Origin of the sequence: Paenibacillus amylolyticus (assembly GCF_051136285.1) — a bacterium.
GTDB lineage: Bacteria > Bacillota > Bacilli > Paenibacillales > Paenibacillaceae > Paenibacillus > Paenibacillus amylolyticus_F.
In genome coordinates this window covers 5,600,108-5,620,212 of sequence record NZ_CP194938.1, presented here as the reverse complement: position 1 = coordinate 5,620,212, position 20,105 = coordinate 5,600,108, and the positions used below count along the sequence as shown (strand labels likewise).

Here is a 20,105-nt window from a genome sequence, read left to right as displayed (position 1 = left end):
TCTGCTGCGGTACTCTTCATTTCTGGTTCATAAGTGACGATATAACGATAACGGAATTTTTTTGAACTTGATGGAGGAATCTATGCCAATTAATAATAGGAAAGAACCTTTTCGTTATACCCTGAAGGAACCTATGCACTTCGAAATATACATTTTGAGCATTAATGGCATGGATGGCCCTCCCAAGCCCATTCAAGCCGAATTGCGTGATATCAGCCGCTCCGGCTGTCAGCTTGCTTTCCCACTGTCCCTGCCTGTAGACAATAACGATATACGCATCGGCATCAACCTGAAGCTGTTTGAAGAATTGTTATATATTGAAGGCACACTTCGCTGGGGGATGGAACATAACACGGTATGGCGTTATGGCGTGCAACTGGAAGTTGAAAAAGAACATCAGGATCGCCTGTCCCGGGAAATGCGCATGCTCGCAGGACAAGGCAAAATTATCGTCAAATAACGCTAATTCTTATATTGCTCAGAATAGAAGATAATTTAATTTAAATTGTTACAGACCGGTAGAATGTAGATCAGGAATTAATGCATTTTCTTCAGTAAATACCAAAAAAGCAGCCGCTTTCCTTGAGACATTCCAGGAAAGCGGCTGCTTTTATTATATTGATTATGCTTTTGCCGTGAACAACAGTTCTTGTTCCTTAACCGTTGTGCGACCAGCAGACTCAATAGAAGCATATTGATGCATATTGGTTATGATTACCGGTGTAATCGTAGTATATCCGGCTTTTTCAATCTCTTCGCGGTCAAACTCCATCAAGACATCACCTACGGAAACTTTGGTTCCTGCCTGAACTTTAGGAGAGAAGAACTGACCTTTCAGCTTCACCGTATCAATCCCGATATGAATCAGCATTTCTGCCCCTGTATCACTTACGAGACCGATAGCATGTCCACTCTTCGAGAGGGAGAACACGGTACCGTTGATTGGAGATACTGCACGACCTTCAGTCGGCTGAATTGCAAAACCTTTACCCATAATTTCTTCAGAAAACGCAGGGTCAGGAACTTCACTAAGTGGTCTGACTTCACCCGCAATCGGGCTGAATACTTGCTCATCCTGTGATTTCGTTTCTTCCATTACAACTGGAGCTGTCGTTGTTGCTGGCTCTGCAGTTTCTGTAGAAGTTGAAGTTGCTGCCGCTTGTGAAGCATTATTTTCCTGGAATCCCAAGATGTACGTAATTATTGCTGCAGAGACGATCGCAATGACACCGCCCAGTATACCATAAATCAATGTACTGATGGACGGACTGATAAATGCTGCAAGTCCCGGCAAACCTACAAGGCCTGTTAGTACAAATGCTTTTACCTTGACAATACCCATGAAGCCACCACCAATTGCCCCACCGATGAGCGCAGCAATAAACGGTTTTTTGTACCTCATATTAACACCATACATCGCTGGTTCAGTAATCCCCATAAATGCTGTCAGACCTGTGGAATAAGCCAGTGATTTCGTTTGTCCATTTTTGGAACGAAGTCCTACACCAATGGCTCCACCCGCTTGAGCCCAGTTCGCTGCTAACATCAAAGGAATAATAAAGTCATAACCAAATTGTGTCATAGAACCTACAATGATTGGCAACAAGGCATAGTGCATACCTGTAATGATTAACAGTGACATCGTACCACCAATCAGAATACTTGCAAGGATGGACGCATTATCGAACAACCAAGCAATACCGCCAGACATACCATTACCGATAATGGAACCCAGTGGTCCAATCGCAATCAATGTAAGTGGAACCATGAACAGCAAGGTAACCGTTGGCACGACGATGAGTTTTACTGATGAATGGGTAATGCGGTCAACCGCTTTTTCCACGTAAGAAGCAATCCAGATCGCAATAACAATCGGAATAACCGTTGAAGAATAGGTTGCTGCGACGACTTTAATCCCCGCGAACGATGAGTTTCCTGCCGCCAGTAAAGCTGTAATGGTTGGGTGCATAATCCCAGCCGCAAGTGCTGCACCAATATACATATTGCTTCCCAATTTCTTCGCAGCGCTGATTGCGAGGATGATTGGCAAGAAGTAGAAGGCACCATCACCAATAGCAGATAAGATAATGTAAGTCGAACTCTTATCTGACAGCCAATTAAACGCCACAAGGATCGCCACGATCCCTTTGATCATACCTGCGCCGGTAATAGCCGGTAAGATTGGTGTGAATACGCCTGAGATGAAGTCAAACAGTGCACTTATTGGATTTTTCTTTTTCTTTTCTCCGCTAGCCACACCTGACGTTGCATCTGCATTCGGGGATTTGGACATGTTGCCTACCAGCGCGTTGTACACCTTCGGTACATCGTTACCAATGATGACCTGGAACTGTCCGCCATTCTCCATAACACCCATAACTCCAGGTGTATTCTTTAATGTTTCTTTGTCTGCCTTTTTATTGTCATTCAAGTTAAATCTGAGTCTTGTCATACAGTGGGTCACTTGATCAACGTTTTCTTCGCCACCGACAAGTTTCAGAATATCTTTGGACAATTGTTGTTTATCCATTGTGTTTTGCTCCTTTTATGTGTATTGAAGGTTTAAAAAAAACCTAAACACTGAACCATGACAAAGCATAATAGCTTATCATGTTTCAACGTTTAGGTTTTGCCTTTATTGCAGTAACAATCCCAAATTTATTCGATTGTTCGTTCATTTCGGACAATACGTTCGATATGAATCGTGAGATACAACACTTCTTCCTTCGATAAGACGCGATTATATATTTTACGTGTATAATCGTTAATCTTGACTGCACAAGCATGTGCTTCCGGATATTGTTTGCTCACCAGATCATGAAGCGGATTATCCTCTTCCTTGTCTTCAATCGCTGTACCTTGCAATACGCGTTGAGCAAAGAACTTTAAATGGGTCAGGAATCGATAATAACTCAGTGAATCTTCGTCGAGTTCAATTACGAAACTGCGCCGAACGATGTTCAGAATATCCTTCACGATATTCGTAATACTGATCGTCTCTCTCATCTCACCATTCATCTGAGCGTTAACCAGATGCATAGTGATGAATGCACATTCGTCCTCGGGAAGCAGAACACCAAGCGTCTCTTCAATAATCTGCAATGCCTTGAGACCGATCGCATATTCCTTGCGGTACATACGCTTGATTTCCCAAAACAACGCATTACGAATCTGTAATCCTTGACGATGCCGGTCAATCGCAAAATGGATATGATCAGTCAGTGAAATGTAGATGCTTTCATGAAGCTTCTCACTTAGTACCGTCTCGGCATAGCGAATAATTTCATCCGAGCACTCCATGTATTCAACCGGAATATCGGACAGAAGCGTCTTTAATTTCTGGGATACTTCCTTGCTTTCGAGCGAAAATATCTTTTCAACGAGACTCTCGTCTATTGATTCACCTGTATGCTTTTTGAAGGCAATTCCACGTCCCATAACAACCAGTTCGTTGCCTCCTGGGTCAATTACAGTGACTACATTGTTGTTGAGCACCTTCTCAATTCTCATTTCTTCACATCACCTTGCACCGTCAAAGTAGTAAAAGGCAAAACCAAAACAGGACGAAAAAATGCCTGCCTCTGGTTTTGCCTGATTGAACAGTAACAATCCAGTATTCATTAGCCTTGGGCCTATCTTACCATATTAAATGGCATGTGACAATGTTTTTCTGAAAGCGGTTAATGTGCGTCAATGCGATATAAAAAGCACTTATACAACAAGGTCTTTGGAATCAGGACTATGCGTTATTGTTTTTAAGACTTGCGCCATTCGTACTAATAACTTCTTTGTACCAGTGGAACGACTTTTTCTTGTAACGTTCCAGCGAGCCAGAACCGTCATTGTTGCGATCTACATAGATGAAACCGTAACGTTTCTTCATCTCTGCCGTAGATGCACTTACCAAGTCAATGCAGCCCCAAGACGTGTACCCCATCACTTCAACACCGTCTTTAAGCGCTTCTCCAACTTGCACCAAATGGTCATTCAAGTATTGAATACGGTAGTCATCTTGGACTGTTTTATTGCCGTCCTCATCCGTAATCAACTCATCGACGGCACCCAAACCATTTTCGACAATAAACAACGGTTTTTGATAACGGTCCCAGTATTTATTGAGGGTTACACGCAATCCCTGAGGATCGATCTGCCAGCCCCATTCACTCGCTTTCAAGTACGGGTTTTGCACGCCTGCAAACAGGTTTCCTTTGCCCTCTTTGCGCTTTTCCGGATCACCGGTCTCGCAGATACTTACATAATAGCTGAAGGAAATGAAATCTACGGTATGTTTGAGTATTTCCGCATCCCCATCTTCAAACTTAATGTTGATGTTATTCGCTTTGAAATAACGATTAATGTATTTTGGATAGTAACCCCGTGCGTGAATATCAGCAAAAATATCATTACGCTGCTCTGCGTGCATCGCTGCAACCACATCATCTGGATTCGGTGTGAGCGGATACGTTGGCATGCTCAGTACCATACAGCCAATCTTCGCTTCTGGCATAATCTCATGGCCCAGTTTAACGGCAAGCGCACTTGCTACCAATTCATGATGGATCGCCTGATACAGATCCTGCTTGGACAACTCGGATTTTGGCGTATAGATGCCACCGCTCATGAATGGTTCTTCCAGAATGGAGTTGATCTCATTAAACGTCAACCAGTACTTCACTTTGCCTTTGAAACGGTTAAACAGCACGGTAACATATCGTTCATAAAATTCGATCATTTTACGATTAACCCAGCCATCATACGTTTTGGACAAATGCAGCGGCGTCTCGTAGTGAGAGATCGTCACGAGTGGTTCAATACCGTATTTGTGGCACTCATCGAACAGATCATCATAAAATTGCAGACCTTTTTCATTCGGCTCCAGTTCGTCACCTTTAGGGAAAATACGGGACCAGGCAATCGATGTACGGAACACCTTAAATCCCATCTCGGCAAACAGTTTAACATCCTCTTTGTAGCGGTTGTAAAAATCAATGCCAATCAATTTCAGGTTATCTTCGGTAGGGCCTTCTGTTCTTGGTGTTGTAATGCCATGTGGCATAACATCTTGTACAGACAAACCTTTGCCATCGGCATTATATGCTCCCTCAAGCTGGTTGGCTGCTACTGCGCCGCCCCACAGGAAATCCTTCGGAAATGGTGTAGTCATTTGCGTTCATCCTCTCAACATTGAATATTTTAGAATTTATTTCCGATCCATTCAGAGCTTTATTTTGTGCCCACTTGCTCTAGTCGCTGCATGATTTGCTCAAGCTGTGAACCTGTCACGGTTTGCATCATATCAAACTTGCCTTTGCTCACACCTGTCATTACACTTGCACGGGCGCTATTCTGAATCGCTTCATATGCCCAGTGTTTACTGTTGACGTCTCCGAACTTAAGCTCTGGCGATTCAGTTGCAGGCTTCCAGTCTTTACGAGCCAGGATATGATCCACAATCATTGCCATCTGCGCACGTGTAACTTGGCTCTCTGGAGCAAACATTTGATTGCCAGTGCCTTTCATCAGTCCCGCCTTGGTCACCTTCGCAATGGCTTGAGCCGCCCAGTCAGGAGCGTTGTCCACATATGTGTAAACTTCCGTTCCTTCCGGAAGTTGAAGAGCATCAGCCAGGATCACTGCAATCTGCGCGCGTGTTACAGGTTCAGAGGGTTGTACACCATGCTCTGATGAACCTCCGTTGTGATCTCCATTTGTGCCTTTATGAAGTTTGAACAGACTTGCGATAACCTCTTTATTGTTGAAGGCAGGTACCCACGACCAGTGTTTCAAGCCCCCGTAAAATCTGTAGCTATCCATATATGCATCGTCATATAACGTCAGATGCACCTGCTTGGCTCCCATTTCAGTCAGCGCCTGGTAAGCGAGTGAGCTGGTACGACTGTCTGTCGTAGGATCATTTTGGGCATGCATAATCCACATTGGCACATCCACAATCCCTTTGAGTTCCTGCTTGAATGCATCAACTGAACCTGTATAATCGGCAACGGTATCTTTGGCTGCAACGATCATAGCTCCAGCAAACAGGTCAGGGTACTGCGTCAGGAAACGAAATGCACCACCGCCGCCACTGGATACACCCGACAGATATATCCGGTCAGGATCTACTTCACCTTCGGCAACCAGCTTTTGGATCAACTCATATTGAGCAACAAAATAGGCCTGCATAATGGGTAACTGCTCTGCGTTGTTGTATATTTTGAAGCTGTAATTCTCAGGATATTGCACCGCCAGTACAGAAGTATCATACCCCGATTCCGTCCAGACTACTGCACCGCGATTCGCGGTCAGATGATTACGTCCGTCTGTTCCAACTTCACCACCGCCGTGGAGCCATACCATAAGTGGCTTCGCTTCATTGGAAGGACTGCGTTTCAGGTTATAGGATAGCGTTACACCGTTGCTGGCTGTGAATTGTGCTTTTTCAAACTCATCCACGGTACGTGTCTTCAGCTGACTTACACTTTTTTTATCAAAAGAAAGCTCTGGATACGTTTTATTGGTTACCGCAAACTCAGATTTCAGACCTCCAGGATATTTGAAAGGTTTCACGGTCATGTGGATCGTATTATCCTTCATGGACAACGTGATGCCATCATCTTCGTAATTGTCTTGCACAATTTCTCCTGCAGCATTTAACGGATAACCGTCATAATTCCCTGTAATATCGAAGTCCGACGCCTTCAGATTTTTATATTTTTCTACATCTGCAACCGTAATGTCGAAAGATTCGACCATCTCACCCGGATCACCTACAAACGTATTCGCCTGAATCTGCGTCACTTGTGCACTTGCTGCACCTGTTGTCCCAGGCCAGATCACACTCAGACTCAGCGTTAGTGCTAACATACAGGAAACTAGTTTAATGCCTTTATTCCACTTGTTCAAAAGAACCCCTCCAGCTCATATGATGTTATGATTCCAAAGTAAAAAAGCGGACAAACGCCAACCAAAAGGGTTGTATGAAGCGAAAGCTCATATCACACTTTAAGTCAGGTTTTGCCCGCTCCTGTGCGGTAACAATCCTAAGAATGCTGAATTTCTAATCTTTATTTCAGGTGTTTATTTCTGGTGTACATCTCTAACACATGTACTCCATATGTTATGGTGCAGAATGAGAGAAGTTACAGTTGCTCACCATTGCTGGCAATAACATTTTTGTACCAATCAAACGAATCTTTCTTGGAGCGTGCAAGTGTTCCGTTTCCTTCGTCATCGAGATCAACGTAGATAAAGCCATAACGTTTGGACATCTCGGACGTTGACATGCTCACAAGGTCAATCGGGCCCCAGGCAGTAAAACCGATCAGTTCAACCCCATCTTTGATAGCCTCTTTCATCTGCTCGATGTGTTTCTTGAGATAATCTACGCGGTATGAGTCATGGATTGATCCATCCTCTTCCACTTTGTCATACGCACCCAGACCATTCTCTACGATAAAGAGTGGCTTCTGATAGCGATCCCAGAAGTTGTTCAACGTTACGCGCAGACCAATCGGGTCGATCTCCCAACCCCAGTCGGAAGCTTCCAGATAAGGGTTTTTCACGCCGCCTGTCAGGTTACCTGTTGTCTCAGCCGCATCCGCAGAAGCCGATTTGGTCACGGACATGTAATAACTGAAGGAGATGAAATCAACCGTATTGTTCAGCAAAATCTCGTCATCGCCTGCTTCTTTTTGAATAACAATGTTATTCTCATCAAAATAACGCGCCATGTAGTTCGGGTATTTACCGCGAGCGTGCATGTCTGTGAAGAAGAGGTTAAGCTGATTCTCATGCTGAGCCAGTTGAACATCTACCGGATTACAGGTCGCTGGATATGTTTCCATACGTGCAAGCATGCAGCCCACTTGGGAGCCAGGGATAATCTCATGCGCAAGTTTGGTTACCATGGCACTTGCTACAAATTGATGATGCAAGGCTTGATACGTTGTTTGCAACTTATTGTCCACTTTATCAATCAGAATACCGCCGCCAGTGTACGGACTGAACACCATCACATTAATCTCGTTGAACGTCAGCCAGTATTTCACTTTGTTTTTGTAACGATTAAATACCGTCTCTGCGTAACGTACGTAGTGACCAATCACTTCACGACTTGCCCAACCGTTATATTTTTGCGTCAAACCCAGCGGAGTCTCATAGTGAGACAGCGTAACGAGTGGTTCAATACCGTATTTATGCAATTCATCAAATACTTCATCATAGAATTTCAGACCCGCTTCATTCGGCTCTTGATCGTAACCGTTCGGGAAAATACGCGCCCAGTGGATCGACAGACGGAATACTTTGAAGCCCATCTCAGCGAACAGGGCAATATCTTCTCTAAAATGATGGTAGAAATCAATACCAAAACGTTTCGGGAAACGTTCTTCAATTTTGCCAGAAAGAATCTCTTCGATTCGGGAAGAGGAAATTTCCATGGCATGTCCACCCGTACGCTTTTCTTTTGGCACATGAGCGATCATGTCCGCTGTGGAAAGACCTTTGCCGTCCTTATCAAATGCGCCCTCCAGTTGGTTTGCAGCTGTAGCGCCGCCCCACAGGAAGTTTTCAGGGAATCCTTTTTTTGCCGTGGTCATTATAACAACCTCTTTTCGAAATAGTTTTTGGTTTTTCCATACCTAAGAGCAGCTTAGAACAGGGCAGAAAACAAGAAAAACCTAAACTCAGGGTAAAATGGCTCCAGAAAAAGGGGGCCTACATTTCACCATCAGTTTAGGTTTTGCCTGTCTGCACAGTTACAATCCATCAAAAGATGTTATAACATATTCTGTTGTTTTGCTCTTGTGATGTAAGCGTAACATATTCATTTTATAAAATCAAATTCATCAAAAGCATGCGGCCCAGAACTTCTTTGACCACACCTAACAACTGATCTCTAACGAATAACATCTTATTTTCTAATATCTTTCTAACGTGGCATTCGCAGGATTGCCGCTCTGAGTGCATTGGCTCCTTGTTCCGTTTCCAGATAAGTTGCAGGACTTTGGTCCCCCAGAGCCGGAACCTTCTTATCCATCCACTTTAAGGCGGAGTCTTGCATTTCACACAAAAGTACCCGGCTTATATCTTCTGGAATTCCTTTTAATCTTGCCTCTTCTTTCCATTCATTAGGCACTGTAGCGTACCATTCATCAAATAGTACAACGAAGGAATCCCAGTGCTCCTGTTTAAATGAAGACAAATACATATCTTGCATACTCATGTAATATTTTTCCTTCCCATTATGATATGTAACTCCCTGGTCCTATCTCAGAGAACTCATCCTTAAGCCGCTTGCAGCCTCTGTTGTAATAAGTAGACTTAATTTTAAATGATTTTCAGGGACAGAACAATCAGGGAGGAATTCAACATGACGCAAGAAGAAAATACATCCGGCTGGGATGCCATTGACCAAGCCATGCAGCAACTGTACGGTGAACAGGAACCTAAACATTATGGCACGGCCATTCCTTATATGCTTGGCGGCCCGGATCCGTTGGATGGCATCAGTGTCTACGCTGTGAATACGCCCATGCCTCACTGGCATTTTGTAACGTACGGTTTCTCGGAACTTTATGACAAAGAATCGGATGATGCCTCCAGAAGCGGATATGGTTTTGAACTTACGTTTCGTCTTACACGCTGTGAAACTGAAATAGAACCGCCAGCATGGGCGCTCAATCTGCTACAAAATATGGGGCGATATGTCTTTAACAGTGGCAATCTGTTTCAGCCTGGAGATTATCTGGATGCCAACGGCCCGATCTGCCTGAACTCCGATACACTGTTAACTGCACTTGCCTTTATAGAAGATCCAGATCTGTCAGAACTCCGTACACCGAATGGCTCCGTTCAATTTATTCAAATGGTCGGCATGACCTGCCGGGAGCTGGAGATGATCCAGAGCTGGAATACCCGCAGTTTCCTGTCTGCCTGTGAAAGCTATATGCCCAAGTATGTAACGGATCTGATGAGAAATTCCTACGCAGACATCCCTTCGGTGATCAGGACGACTGAGCGCGGCATTGAGGAAGACGGTTCAAGCACAGCCTTTTTATTTATCCAACAACTGAGCTGGGAGTCTCCACGCAAAAAGCTGTTACAGAAAAACATGCCTGCCAAGCTTCAGCTTGGGGCTAAACAGACAACACTCTTGAGCAGTATTCTGCGCAGTCGAATCGCCAAAAAGGTAACGTTGTCGTTGATCGGGCCAGACGTCAATATCGTCTTTGAAGCCGGAGATCAGCCATCTCTGTTAGAAACAGATCGGGAAGTTAGGCTGACTGTGAATCCACAAGCGGTAGAAGAAATTACATCGAAACTCCGCCCGCAAGCCGGTTCCTTTGAGATCACTTCACTGGATAAGCTTCAGATTGAGATTTTGCCGACACAGATTAAAGATCAAGAAGGCAACGTGATCAAAACGATCGGATAATAACACAATCCAGCACAGTAGCTGTTTCAATGTCCAGTCAATTGTCTTATTTATAGTAGACCCCTGTAGTTTCCTATAGGTGGAAATAGAGAACACAAGTGCCACAATGTTTACTGCACACAACAAAGAGAGAGAAACACACACACATCTCAGGAGGTTATTATGTCTATTACTAACAAAACAGCTGTATTCGCTATGCTCATTATGATGATGCTTGTAGTCGCTGCCTGCGGAGACAAAGCGGATAACAATGCAAAATCAAACGAGTCTGCAACCACTGAAACATCTACTGGTGCAGTTGCGGGCACAGCCAAAAACGATACCACCGACATAACGGAAACATCCGGCGAAGACAGTAAAACAAACGACAACTCATCCAAGGTAGAGCTGGGAACCACACAAAAAGGCTCTTACACCAATGACTATTTTGGTGTATCGCTGAAATTCCCGGAAACATGGGAGTATCAGGATGCCGTGGGCATGAACCAACTGACAAGTGCTTCCTCTGCAGCGATTGCCGGTGATGATGAAAAGAAGAAAAAGCAGATCGAACTCTCCCAAACCAAAACACTGAACCTGCTTATGGCATCTCAGTATCCGCTGGATGGCGGTCAAGTGGGCCCTTCTGCAATGGCAATTGCCGAGAAAGTCAGCTTGCTGCAAGGCATCCTCACTGGGGAAGATTATCTGAAAGCAACCAAGAAGTTCATGGAGGACAGCAATTTCCCTTATGAATATAAGGACTTTACAACGGAAACCATCGGTGGAAAACAGATGGATTTGATGCAGATCACGATGGATGCAGGGAACGGAAACACAATCACCCAAGAGTACTACAGCACCATTATAGAAGGTTATGCGTTCAACTTTATCTTCACTTATGTGGATGAACAAACCAAAGCCGAGATCGACAACATTAAAAAGTCGGTTCAATTCAAATAAAACCAAACCCCGGCAACGATCTGAACAGATCATGCCGGGGTTCTTTGTTCCTTTTTACATAAACTAATTAAAATAAAAAACCGTTTAACTCGATAAGGCAACCCAATGTCCTTCTTTCACCTCGACCCAGCGGGAATGTTCGAGATTATATCGGTCTCCCGTGTCTCCGGTCTCCTTCTCTTGATCCACCACAGCAATACGTGGCTTACTCCTCTCCACCGCCGGATCAGGAACCGGAATTGCCGATAGTAATGCCTTCGTATAAGGGTGCTGCGGATTGGCGTAAAGCTCTTCGCTCTCGGCCAGTTCCACAATTTTGCCGTTATACATGACAGCGACCCGATCACTGATATGTTTCACCATCGACAGATCATGCGCGATGAACAAATAGGTCAGACCCAGGCGTTGCTGCAACTCTTCAAGCAATTGTACAATCTGTGCCTGAATAGAAACATCAAGTGCTGACAACGGTTCGTCACAAACAATAAACTCCGGCTCTACCGCCAGCGCCCTTGCGATGCCGATCCGCTGACGTTGTCCACCCGAGAACTCATGAGGATAACGCTGTGCATGGGATGAATCAAGGCCCACCATCTCAAGCAGTTCCTCCACTCGCTTTTCTCGCTCGGCTGCATTGCCTGTAAGCTGATGAATATCAAGCGCCTCGCCAATGATGTCCATGATTCTCATTTTCGGATTCAGTGAGGCATACGGATCTTGGAAAATGATCTGCATATGTCGTCGCATCGTTTTCATCTCTCCAGGCGAGAGTCGCTGCAACGGAATACCCTTGAACAGCACATCGCCTCCCGTTGGCTCATGCAAACGTAAAATTGCTCGTCCAGTGGTAGATTTCCCGCTGCCCGACTCTCCTACAACGCCAAGTGTTTCCCCCTGACGGATATGAAAGCTGATATCATTCACGGCTTTTAACGTATTGCCCTTGCCGAGGTTAAAATACTGTTTGAGAGATTTGACCTCCAGCAGCGGCTGATCGTCTTCCAGATCTTTGGGTACTTGCGAGACTAGCTTCGGCTTCTTCTTCTCATCCAGGCGTGGCAGCGCGTTCAACAGACGGACGGTATACGGATGTTTTGGACTCTCAAAAATCTCCGCCGTGGTGCCCGTCTCCACAATCTCTCCTTCTTTCATTACAACCACCCGGTCACACATGCCAGCAACTACACCCAAGTCATGTGTAATGAGAATAATGGACGTTTCCAGTTGCTCCTGCATATCTTTCATCAAGTTCAAAATCTGTGCCTGAATCGTTACATCCAGAGCAGTAGTCGGCTCATCGGCGATCAATAGTTCCGGACGGCAGGCAAGGGCAATCCCAATCATCACCCGCTGACGCATGCCACCGGAAAATTCATGAGGATACTGATTGTAGCGGATGACGCTTTGTTTGATTCCTACTCGTTCCATCATGGCGATGGCTTGTTTTTTCGCTTCCCTTTTCGACAACTTCTGGTGTTTGATCAGACTTTCCGAGATTTGTTGACCCACTTTAATAGTCGGATTAAGCGAGCTCATGGGGTCTTGGAAGATCATGCCGATGTCACGGCCCCGAATATGCTCCATCTCTTTTTGTGATTTACCGGCGAGATCCACGCCTTTAAACAGAATCTCACCCGATTTCATCTGTGAAGGGGGAGAAGCAAGTAATCTCATAATGGAGCGTGCCGTGACGCTTTTACCACTGCCCGATTCCCCGACAATGCCCAGCGTCTCCCCTTTCCGCAGTTCAAAACTGACCTGTTTGACCGCCTGAAACTCACTCTCTCCCGTGTAAAAAGAGACGGACAAATCATTCACTTTCAACAATGGCTCCACGTATGCACCATTCCTTTCATGCCTGCTCCATCTTCTATATGTAACCATTTCTTAGCCTTGACAATTAAACACACTCTAAATAATATATACTATATTGATCGGAATAATGCAATTTAAACCTCACGAAAGGAGGTACTACCATTTGACTTCTAGAGTAGAACGTCGCAACACCTCTCGTCTGGTGAATCATCTACGTTTTATTTATGGAAAAATGCTGCTTCATCCCGTCTATCGATATGTATTGATCATTCTTGGTTTACCGATTAACCTGATCGTTTATATGGTCTGGCGTTCCAAACGTAAACAAGATGACTGGTCAGCTGTTAAACAACAGGTTGAACAGGAGATGAACCACTCTTCCTACCGGGACAGCAAACGATTGGAACTGGAAGAACAACTGAGACGCAAGCATCGTTTCTTCAAGCAAGAGGTCGGCGAGGCAGCATTCAGACAACAGGCTGAGAGCTGGCTTGAGGAAACATTTCAGAAGGAACTGTTCGAACGAACCTCTCGTAAGTTGGAAAAACAGGGACGTCATCGCCTCGGATTGCACGATACATTTGGTATGTTAATTGCAAAGCCCTGGTTTCTCGCCTTGTCCGTCATTCCCGGCTGTTTGATGTATCTCATCCTGTTCCTCTATGGTAATGCGTATCTTAAGTACATATTTGAAAGAGTGCTCATGACAATCTTTGTCATTCTGGGCGTAGCAACACTGGTATTTACGATTCTGTACTTGTCTCCGTTCAATCCGGCGGCCAACATTCTCGGGGTAACGGCGACACAAGAGCAGATTGCAGCCTTTAATCATGTGTATGGCCTGGATCAGCCTTATCTGACACAGCTTTGGAACAATATCAAGGGCGTTGCGATGTTTGATCTTGGCAAGTCCTTTGCAGGAAATGAGATCGTGACGGATACCATTGCCCGGAAGTTTCCCATTACGCTGACACTCGCCGTGATTTCCCTGCTGTTGGCTATTGTTATCGCTTTGCCGATTGGCACCATCTCGGCGATCAAGCCTAATTCCTGGTTTGATTACACCTTTATGTTCATCGCTCTGATTGGACTGTCTATCCCGAACTTCTGGCAGGGACTAATCTTCATTCTGAATTTCTCGATTAAAATGCAATGGCTTCCCGCCACCTTTAATCCACAGAACTGGCTGTCCATGATTATGCCAGTGATCGTACTGGGTACAGGGCTTACGGCTGCGGTTGCACGAATGACCCGTTCATCCACACTTGAGGTCATTCATGAGGATTATGTCATGACTGCCCGGGCCAAAGGTTTAAGTGAAAGGCAAGTGATACTGAAGCATGCGGTACGCAACGCACTGATTCCCATCATCACTGTCGTGGGGCTTCAATTCGGAGCTATGCTTGGCGGGGCAGCGGTAACAGAGAAGGTGTTTAACATCAGCGGACTGGGAAGTTATATTGTGGATAAACAATTCATCCCGGATATTCCGAGTATCATGGGCGGTGTAATCTACACAGCCATCACGATTTCCATTGTGAATGTTGTCGTTGATCTGTTCTACGCATTTATCGATCCCAGGGTTCGCTCCAGAATGAAACAATATTAAAGCAGGTGTACTATGACAAAATCAAGCTCCCTGACGCAGGAAATGCGTTTCCGGCTCAAGTCTTCCCAGGAATACAGTCAAGCCAGCTTCGCATGGATCACTTCGTTTCTGTTGACCCTGTTATTGCTGCTGAACAGTTATGACTGGAGCGGGCAGACGTTCAAACCGTTTATAGCCGGGGTGACCGGCATTTATCTGTTCTTTACACTCGTTCAAAGTCTGCTCGTCATTCGAATCAGACAGAACCTGATTCGGCTAGGCGCAATACGTGTTCTCACACGCAGATTAGCCTGGATTCAAATGCTGGCTGTTTTCACAGGTAATATCTTTGTCGTAACGGCCGCCTTTCATCTGATTCGGAAACGAAAAAGTATTGATTATACGTTTGCTGTATATGCACTGTTAACTCAGCTTTTTGTGATTGGTGTATCGGCTCTTAATGTGTTTAAACCTTATGTTGCTGATACCTTTCTGCCTTCCATGGTGGCGCTATTATGTATTCTGGTCATTGATTTGATTGTATTGATCATCGTGTCCAGGTATGATACGACCTCTCCTCTGCCTCGCTGGATGACGGTTGTAGGGGTAGTGATGATTGTTAACCTGATTACGGGCAATGTTTTTGCATTGCTGCTGGGTATCTCTATTCTTCGCCGGATTCGCAGACAAGGGAAGCAGGGAACAAATTTCTGGAATGATCTGTGGGAGCGTCTTGCTCCCAATATGACCGCGATGTCCGGACTTTTTTTCATCATCTTCCTGTTCTCGATCTCCATCTGCAGTTTCTTTACATTCGACTACAGCATGGCGGTAGAAAATAATTATGCAACTCTGCTTCAGCCCCCTTCCCTTGCTTATCCCTTGGGAACGGATGATTTTGGACGATGTCTGTTTTCCCGAATTGTGTTTGGTGCACGGATCTCCTTGATTGTCGGTTTGATGTCAACGGTGATTCCGGTTGTGATTGGTGGTGTACTGGGGGCCTTCTCGGGTTTCTACGGAAGACATACGGATAACATCATCATGCGTCTGCTGGATATCCTGTACGCCATTCCGGGTATCTTGCTCGCTATTGCGATCATTGCAGCTTTTGGTGCCAACACAGTGAATCTGATCATTGCATTAAGCCTTGGCTCCATTCCAACGTATGCCCGAACGATGCGGGCCAGTGTGCTTTATGTGTCGACCTTTGAGTTTGTCGAGGCGGCGCGTGCCTTGGGATACTCCAACCGTACGATCATTTTCAAACACATCATTCCCAACTCGCTCGCTCCGATGATTATCAAATCCACGCTGACGATTGGCGGAGCTGTCATTGCAACCAGCAGTTTGAGTTATCTTGGGCTGGGTGTAGAACCGCATATTCCGGAATGGGGCAACATTCTGAAGCTGGGTAGCACCTATCTCGAGACTCATTCGTATCTGGCGATCTATCCAGGACTGGCGATTATTTTGCTTGTTCTTTCGTTTAACTTTCTCGGTGATGGATTGCGGGATGCACTTGACCCCAAGCTTGAGAAGGCGTGACGATGGAGTTTAATTCACATGATTTTTAAAAGTTGAACTAAAAAATCTTTACACGAAGCACTCCAATGACAGAATAACCTTGCAATCGCTGTTATCCCCAGATTTTTATGATTCCCTTTCTCAAGGGAAAAATCCGGTGATAAGCGTATGCTTCCGAAGTAGCTTTCTTACAGAAAGCTTTTAGGCTAGCACTCCGTTTTTCCAGGTTTTTTCTGTCCTCTCCGTGTTTTGTGTAAATGAAATAGTTCAAAAAAAAAAAAATCATACATCACATCTATTAATATAATGGAGGTATTTTCATGAAAAAACGTACACTTGTTGCCTTGCTGCTGATTCTCGTGCTGGTGATCTCCGGCTGCAGTGTGAAAACCAAAACCGAATCCCAGGAGCAGAACAAACCTTCCGATACGACGGAGACAGCACCCAAAGCGGCAGACATTGAATTGCTCGCCATGAGTTCATCCGAAAATGATGTCAACATCATTCGTGACCAGCTAACCAAAAACGGCTTCAATGTGAAGCTGAACCTGCAGCCGGATTACGGCAGTTTTAAATCCCAGCAGGACGCAGGCAACTACGATATCGCGTTGTCCAGCTGGACAACGGTAACGGGTAATCCGGACTATGCGGTTCGCTCTCTTTTCAAAACGGGCGGAGATTACAGCATCCTCGCGGATCAAGAGATCGATAAACTGATCGATCAGGCCGCTACGCAGACACCTGATGAATACAAAGAAACGTATAAAAAGTTGGAAGACCGCTTGGTTACCGATCAAGCGTACATCGCTCCACTGTACATCTCACTGAAAAGTCAGGCTGTAAACAAAGACATTCTGAATGTGGATACCGTTCGTCTGTCCAAATCCCGTGCGCTGGCGTGGGAGCCAATTGAGTTCAAGGACAGCTCCAAAAACAGTAAAGATCCGTTGATTCTGACGCAAGCTGCATCCGTACTAACTTCCCTTGATCCGATCAAAGGAAACGACGGTTCCATCAACCAAATTAACACCAATATGTATGTTCGTCTGGTGAATTTAACGGATGACGATCAACTGACTGCTGATGGATCACTTTCACGTAATTTTACGATTGCAGATGGCAATTCCGAATATTATTTTGTACTTCGTGATGACATCAACTTTGCTAAAATCGAAAACAAAAAAGCTGTTGATACCGGTGAGCGTGTAGGCGCAGATGACGTCATCTTCTCCCTCGACCGTGCCAAAAATAAAGATTCCGTTCCGGATCACCGCACATACAGTCTGCATGAACATATCAAACAAGCGGAACTCGTGACAGACCTGAGTGCACTGGAATCTGCAAAACAATCCGGGGGTAGCGGAACCGTGCTGGAAGCTCTGAATCAAGGACTCGACAGTGATATCAAGGAACTGGTTAGTGATAAAAAACAAGCTAATAACGGTGCAGGCAAATACCAAGTGGTTAAAGTAACGACAACTGAACCGTTCCCGCAAGTGCTGAACTATCTGGCACACCAATCCGCTGGGATCGTATCCAAGAAACAAGTCGAAAGTATTAATACCTATGATGTCGCATCCTTTGATGTGAACAAAGATATTCCTTATGGCGATCAGAATACCGTGACCGAAGGTGCCAAGTACAAAAATACCCTTTACACAAGCGGCCCTTACATTCTTTCTTATAAAAATGACTACGAAGGCGTCTTCCTGAAAAACCCGGGATATCGCAAAGGTTCGGACTTCGCACCGAGGATTGATCAAGTAAACGTACGCTTCATCGCGGATGCCGACAGTGCCCTCTCAGCCCTTCGCAGTAGTGAAATCCACCTGTACTACGGGGTGCCTGAGACGAAATATGACATTATCAAGAATGATAGCAAATTGCAGCTGCAAAGCATTCCAAGCAATGCCGTATCCTATCTGCTGTTCAACACAGCCAATCGTGAAGTGGCCAAGAGCAGTGATCTGAGAAAGGCGGTACTGTATTCCATTAATCAGGATGAGATCCTGCAATTCTACAAAAACAACAAACTGAAAGCTTACTCGACTGTAAGCCCACTTGTACAAACTGGCAATGAACTCAAGGCCGATCCGGCCAAAGTGAAAGAATTCCTGAGCAAGTATAACGCGTCAAAATAAATGCCTGAACACAAAAGGCTGTCACCGATGGATCTTTTTCTGATCCTGGTGACAGCCTTTTTTCTTATGATTCGGGCACTTCGCAATCTGCCAAGATGTCGGGATAATGCCGCATGCTATCTGCTTCTGTAATGCTGCGGATCACTCTACACGGCACACCTGCGGCAAGCGAACGCGGTGGAATGTCACGTGTAACCACACTTCCCGCTCCAATCACACATCCGTCTCCAATTGTGACGCCTCCGCACACGGTAACGTTTGCGGACAACCATACATCACTACCGATGGTAACAGGTTTGGCATAACAGAGTGATTTCAATTCCCCATGTTGATTTACCAACTGCCTCCGCTCACTGGCGATCAAAGGGTGAACGGGTGTCACGATGGTGACATTGGGACCAAAGCTGGTATGGTCTCCAATCGTCACTTGTGCATCATCCTGTATGGTCAGATTGTAATTCGCAAAAAAGTGATGGCCGATCCGCGTATGCACGCCATAATGAAAAAAAATGGGACCCTGCATAAATCCGCCTTCCCCCATCTCCCCTAGTAACCGTTCTACAATCTGCTGCCTTTCCTCCGTCTGTTCTTCAAAGGTTTGACTATAACGCTGACTGAGATGATGAGCCTGCCTTTTCATTTCCTTCAGTTCTGGATCAGCCGGACTGAATAACATGCCCTTCATAATTCTCTCTTCTTCACCCATTGCGACTCCCCCTCATCTTATGTTTATTCCTGCAAATCCATTAGCGCCTGAATCGTTCGCAACACGCCATTTTCATCATTGGATCTCGTAATGAATTGTGCGGCATGTTTCGTATTCTCGCATGCATTACTCATGGCAAAACTGTATTTGGCAATAGCCATCAGTTCAACATCATTTTCTCCATCGCCAAAGGACATCGTTTCGCGCCAACTTACCCCTAGCAGCTCCTGCAATGTTTTGACCGTTTCACCTTTGTGCGTATGCAGCGCCGTAATATCCAGCCACCTCGGTTCAGAGTCAACAATATAGATTTGCCCTTCCATCGTCTGTTCCACATGTTTTCGCAGATCTGTGCAGCGTCCTTGTGGATCGAATACCGTAATTTTTATAAAAGAAGTGCGGATGCCTGCAAAAGAGTCCGTTTTGATGACCTGTTCATACGAGCTCTTCACCACTTGATACATCTCATCGGAAATGGAAGAATGCACATAAGCGGCATCACTTGCACAGACGATGATGGTCAACAGAGGATCAAATGACTCAATTTCCTGAACGGCTTGCAGTGCCAGTGAAGGCTCCATGCTAAACTCCCGAATTACCTGCCCGTCCTTCTTGATCCTGGCTGCACTGTCCCCAAGAATCCAAACGTCCTTGCCGTGCTCACCAAATAATTTTTCTACACGCTCGCACTGTTTCCCAGTACATGTTACAAAAGTAATTCCCCTACGTTTCATCTCCTCATGAACTTCGTTGAATAGCTTCATATCAAATGTTCCTTGACTGTTCAAAAAAGTTCCGTCCAAATCGGTTACAACCAGTTTAATCATGATGTTCTTCCTCCAATGATTCATTAGATATATGGCAACGGAGATATACGAAACATGGAACAAGTCTTGGAGAACCTCAGTTTCTTCAAAATATTCATAAACATACTTTACAAATATAGTTTAT

The 20,105-nt window shown here is 45.1% G+C and carries 15 protein-coding genes; 6 read left to right on the top strand and 9 right to left on the bottom strand.

The features are described from left to right. The first annotated feature begins 82 nt into the window (after window positions 1-82). Window positions 83-460 carry a PilZ domain-containing protein gene (locus ACR8BL_RS24435; RefSeq protein ID WP_434749942.1) on the top strand — a complete coding sequence of 126 codons (378 nt, stop codon included), beginning with the start codon at window positions 83-85 and terminating at the stop codon, window positions 458-460. Between the two features lie 162 nt (window positions 461-622). On the opposite strand, the gene ACR8BL_RS24430 is transcribed toward ACR8BL_RS24435, so the two are convergent. The 6 genes from ACR8BL_RS24430 to ACR8BL_RS24405 all read right to left on the bottom strand — a co-directional run bounded on the left by ACR8BL_RS24430 (window position 623) and on the right by ACR8BL_RS24405 (window position 9,223). Further along, on the bottom strand, window positions 623-2,530 hold the full coding sequence (locus tag ACR8BL_RS24430; RefSeq protein WP_434749941.1) for a beta-glucoside-specific PTS transporter subunit IIABC: 1,908 nt from the start codon (window positions 2,528-2,530) through the stop codon (window positions 623-625). Window positions 2,531-2,658: 128 nt separating this feature from the next. After that, entirely contained in the window at window positions 2,659-3,510 is an 852-nt protein-coding gene (gene licT / locus ACR8BL_RS24425; protein ID WP_434749940.1) for a BglG family transcription antiterminator LicT, read from the bottom strand. A 229-nt stretch (window positions 3,511-3,739) separates the two neighbouring features. Further along, the gene (locus ACR8BL_RS24420; RefSeq protein ID WP_434749939.1) at window positions 3,740-5,164 is read right to left on the bottom strand and encodes a glycoside hydrolase family 1 protein; all 1,425 of its coding nucleotides are present in this window, start codon (window positions 5,162-5,164) and stop codon (window positions 3,740-3,742) included. Window positions 5,165-5,223: 59 nt separating this feature from the next. Beyond that, window positions 5,224-6,903 carry an S-layer homology domain-containing protein gene (locus ACR8BL_RS24415; protein WP_434749938.1) on the bottom strand — a complete coding sequence of 560 codons (1,680 nt, stop codon included), beginning with the start codon at window positions 6,901-6,903 and terminating at the stop codon, window positions 5,224-5,226. A gap of 236 nt (window positions 6,904-7,139) precedes the next feature. After that, on the bottom strand, window positions 7,140-8,597 hold the full coding sequence (locus tag ACR8BL_RS24410) for a glycoside hydrolase family 1 protein (RefSeq protein ID WP_434749937.1): 1,458 nt from the start codon (window positions 8,595-8,597) through the stop codon (window positions 7,140-7,142). Window positions 8,598-8,929: 332 nt separating this feature from the next. Then, window positions 8,930-9,223 carry an antitoxin Xre/MbcA/ParS toxin-binding domain-containing protein gene (locus ACR8BL_RS24405; protein ID WP_434749936.1) on the bottom strand — a complete coding sequence of 98 codons (294 nt, stop codon included), beginning with the start codon at window positions 9,221-9,223 and terminating at the stop codon, window positions 8,930-8,932. Between the two features lie 147 nt (window positions 9,224-9,370). On the opposite strand from ACR8BL_RS24405, the gene ACR8BL_RS24400 reads away from it, so the two are divergent. Then, the gene (locus ACR8BL_RS24400) at window positions 9,371-10,435 is read left to right on the top strand and encodes a suppressor of fused domain protein (protein ID WP_434749935.1); all 1,065 of its coding nucleotides are present in this window, start codon (window positions 9,371-9,373) and stop codon (window positions 10,433-10,435) included. Window positions 10,436-10,597: 162 nt separating this feature from the next. Continuing rightward, window positions 10,598-11,377: a hypothetical protein gene (locus ACR8BL_RS24395; RefSeq protein WP_434756462.1), complete on the top strand. Its 780-nt coding sequence runs from the start codon at window positions 10,598-10,600 to the stop codon at window positions 11,375-11,377. 84 nt (window positions 11,378-11,461) lie between these two features. On the opposite strand, the gene ACR8BL_RS24390 is transcribed toward ACR8BL_RS24395, so the two are convergent. Continuing rightward, window positions 11,462-13,213 carry an ABC transporter ATP-binding protein gene (locus ACR8BL_RS24390; RefSeq protein ID WP_434749932.1) on the bottom strand — a complete coding sequence of 584 codons (1,752 nt, stop codon included), beginning with the start codon at window positions 13,211-13,213 and terminating at the stop codon, window positions 11,462-11,464. A gap of 211 nt (window positions 13,214-13,424) precedes the next feature. Between ACR8BL_RS24390 and ACR8BL_RS24385 the strand changes: the two genes are divergently transcribed. The 3 genes from ACR8BL_RS24385 (at window position 13,425) to ACR8BL_RS24375 (ending at window position 18,448) form a co-directional block, all read left to right on the top strand. After that, entirely contained in the window at window positions 13,425-14,801 is a 1,377-nt protein-coding gene (locus ACR8BL_RS24385) for an ABC transporter permease (RefSeq protein ID WP_434753234.1), read from the top strand. Between the two features lie 12 nt (window positions 14,802-14,813). Beyond that, window positions 14,814-16,328, top strand: a complete 1,515-nt coding sequence (locus ACR8BL_RS24380; protein WP_434749931.1) for an ABC transporter permease — start codon at window positions 14,814-14,816, stop codon at window positions 16,326-16,328. A 299-nt stretch (window positions 16,329-16,627) separates the two neighbouring features. Then, window positions 16,628-18,448: an ABC transporter substrate-binding protein gene (locus tag ACR8BL_RS24375; RefSeq protein WP_434749930.1), complete on the top strand. Its 1,821-nt coding sequence runs from the start codon at window positions 16,628-16,630 to the stop codon at window positions 18,446-18,448. Window positions 18,449-18,512: 64 nt separating this feature from the next. Here the strand turns inward: ACR8BL_RS24375 and ACR8BL_RS24370 are convergent, their stop codons facing one another. Both ACR8BL_RS24370 and ACR8BL_RS24365 read right to left on the bottom strand, forming a co-directional pair. Then, the gene (locus tag ACR8BL_RS24370) at window positions 18,513-19,154 is read right to left on the bottom strand and encodes a sugar O-acetyltransferase (RefSeq protein WP_434749929.1); all 642 of its coding nucleotides are present in this window, start codon (window positions 19,152-19,154) and stop codon (window positions 18,513-18,515) included. A gap of 23 nt (window positions 19,155-19,177) precedes the next feature. After that, window positions 19,178-19,981, bottom strand: coding sequence for a Cof-type HAD-IIB family hydrolase (locus ACR8BL_RS24365; protein ID WP_434749928.1), 804 nt, complete (start codon window positions 19,979-19,981; stop codon window positions 19,178-19,180). Window positions 19,982-20,105: the final 124 nt, after the last annotated feature.

What these genes read in the sequence shown, in the direction of transcription:
- ACR8BL_RS24400 (WP_434749935.1), top strand. Translation starts at nt 9,371, where the DNA reads ATGACGCAAGAAGAAAATACATCCGGCTGGGATGCCATTGACCAAGCC.
- ACR8BL_RS24430 (WP_434749941.1), bottom strand. Translation starts at nt 2,530, where the DNA reads ATGGATAAACAACAATTGTCCAAAGATATTCTGAAACTTGTCGGTGGC.
- licT (WP_434749940.1), bottom strand. Translation starts at nt 3,510, where the DNA reads ATGAGAATTGAGAAGGTGCTCAACAACAATGTAGTCACTGTAATTGAC.
- ACR8BL_RS24410 (WP_434749937.1), bottom strand. Translation starts at nt 8,597, where the DNA reads ATGACCACGGCAAAAAAAGGATTCCCTGAAAACTTCCTGTGGGGCGGC.
- ACR8BL_RS24375 (WP_434749930.1), top strand. Translation starts at nt 16,628, where the DNA reads ATGAAAAAACGTACACTTGTTGCCTTGCTGCTGATTCTCGTGCTGGTG.
- ACR8BL_RS24405 (WP_434749936.1), bottom strand. Translation starts at nt 9,223, where the DNA reads ATGAGTATGCAAGATATGTATTTGTCTTCATTTAAACAGGAGCACTGG.
- ACR8BL_RS24435 (WP_434749942.1), top strand. Translation starts at nt 83, where the DNA reads ATGCCAATTAATAATAGGAAAGAACCTTTTCGTTATACCCTGAAGGAA.
- ACR8BL_RS24385 (WP_434753234.1), top strand. Translation starts at nt 13,425, where the DNA reads ATGCTGCTTCATCCCGTCTATCGATATGTATTGATCATTCTTGGTTTA.
- ACR8BL_RS24380 (WP_434749931.1), top strand. Translation starts at nt 14,814, where the DNA reads ATGACAAAATCAAGCTCCCTGACGCAGGAAATGCGTTTCCGGCTCAAG.
- ACR8BL_RS24370 (WP_434749929.1), bottom strand. Translation starts at nt 19,154, where the DNA reads ATGGGTGAAGAAGAGAGAATTATGAAGGGCATGTTATTCAGTCCGGCT.
- ACR8BL_RS24420 (WP_434749939.1), bottom strand. Translation starts at nt 5,164, where the DNA reads ATGACTACACCATTTCCGAAGGATTTCCTGTGGGGCGGCGCAGTAGCA.
- ACR8BL_RS24365 (WP_434749928.1), bottom strand. Translation starts at nt 19,981, where the DNA reads ATGATTAAACTGGTTGTAACCGATTTGGACGGAACTTTTTTGAACAGT.
- ACR8BL_RS24395 (WP_434756462.1), top strand. Translation starts at nt 10,598, where the DNA reads ATGTCTATTACTAACAAAACAGCTGTATTCGCTATGCTCATTATGATG.